Origin of the sequence: Gluconacetobacter sp. (assembly GCF_047721585.1) — a bacterium.
GTDB classification, from domain to species: Bacteria; Pseudomonadota; Alphaproteobacteria; order Acetobacterales; family Acetobacteraceae; genus Gluconacetobacter; species Gluconacetobacter dulcium.
Map to the genome: position 1 here is coordinate 5,389 of NZ_JBDNXE010000179.1, position 584 is coordinate 5,972.

1 protein-coding gene is annotated in these 584 nt (G+C 70.7%); it reads right to left on the minus strand.

Annotated elements, in window-relative coordinates; translation table 11 throughout:
• Positions 1-431: tetratricopeptide repeat protein (locus ABF821_RS19455; protein ID WP_415531276.1), on the minus strand; the 431-nt coding region annotated here is incomplete at its 3' end.
• Between the last annotated feature and the right edge of the window lie 153 nt (positions 432-584).

Sequence of the window (584 nt, forward strand, 5' to 3'; positions counted from 1 at the left end):
TAGCCATACAATGCCTGCGCATCGGGCGATCCGGCTTCGGCCGCCAGCAGCGCCCACCGGGCCGCCTCGACCGGATCGGGCACCCGATCGGCCGGCGTCTCGGCCACCAGACGCACGCCCTCGTCCGCCGCGCCTTCGCGCGGCAGGCCGAACAGATACAGCGTGCCCAGCACCATCCGGGCCTCGACCCATCCGGCCTCGGCCGCGCGACGCATCCAGCGCGCACCCTCCACCAGGCTGGGCGGCACGCCGGTGCCATCCAGATAAGCCCGGCCTACCCGAAACTGCGCCTCCGGCACCCCGGCCTCGGCCACGCTGCCCAACAGCGCCACCCCGGCCACCACATCCCCGTCCTCGATCAGCCGCAAGGCATGCGCCAGGCGCGCCCGCGGCGAAAACCGCGCGCCCAGAGCGGAAAGAACCCGCCTCATTTGGCGCACCGGATTGGGCGCATGGCCTGACAAGGGCTTTGCCCTTGACCCACCAAAGGGCAGTCGCCCTTTGGAAACCCGGTCAGGGAGTGGGTGGGATTGCCGGCCATCCGCGTTTGCGGGCCGAAATTATGGTTCGCGCATGCCATCGGT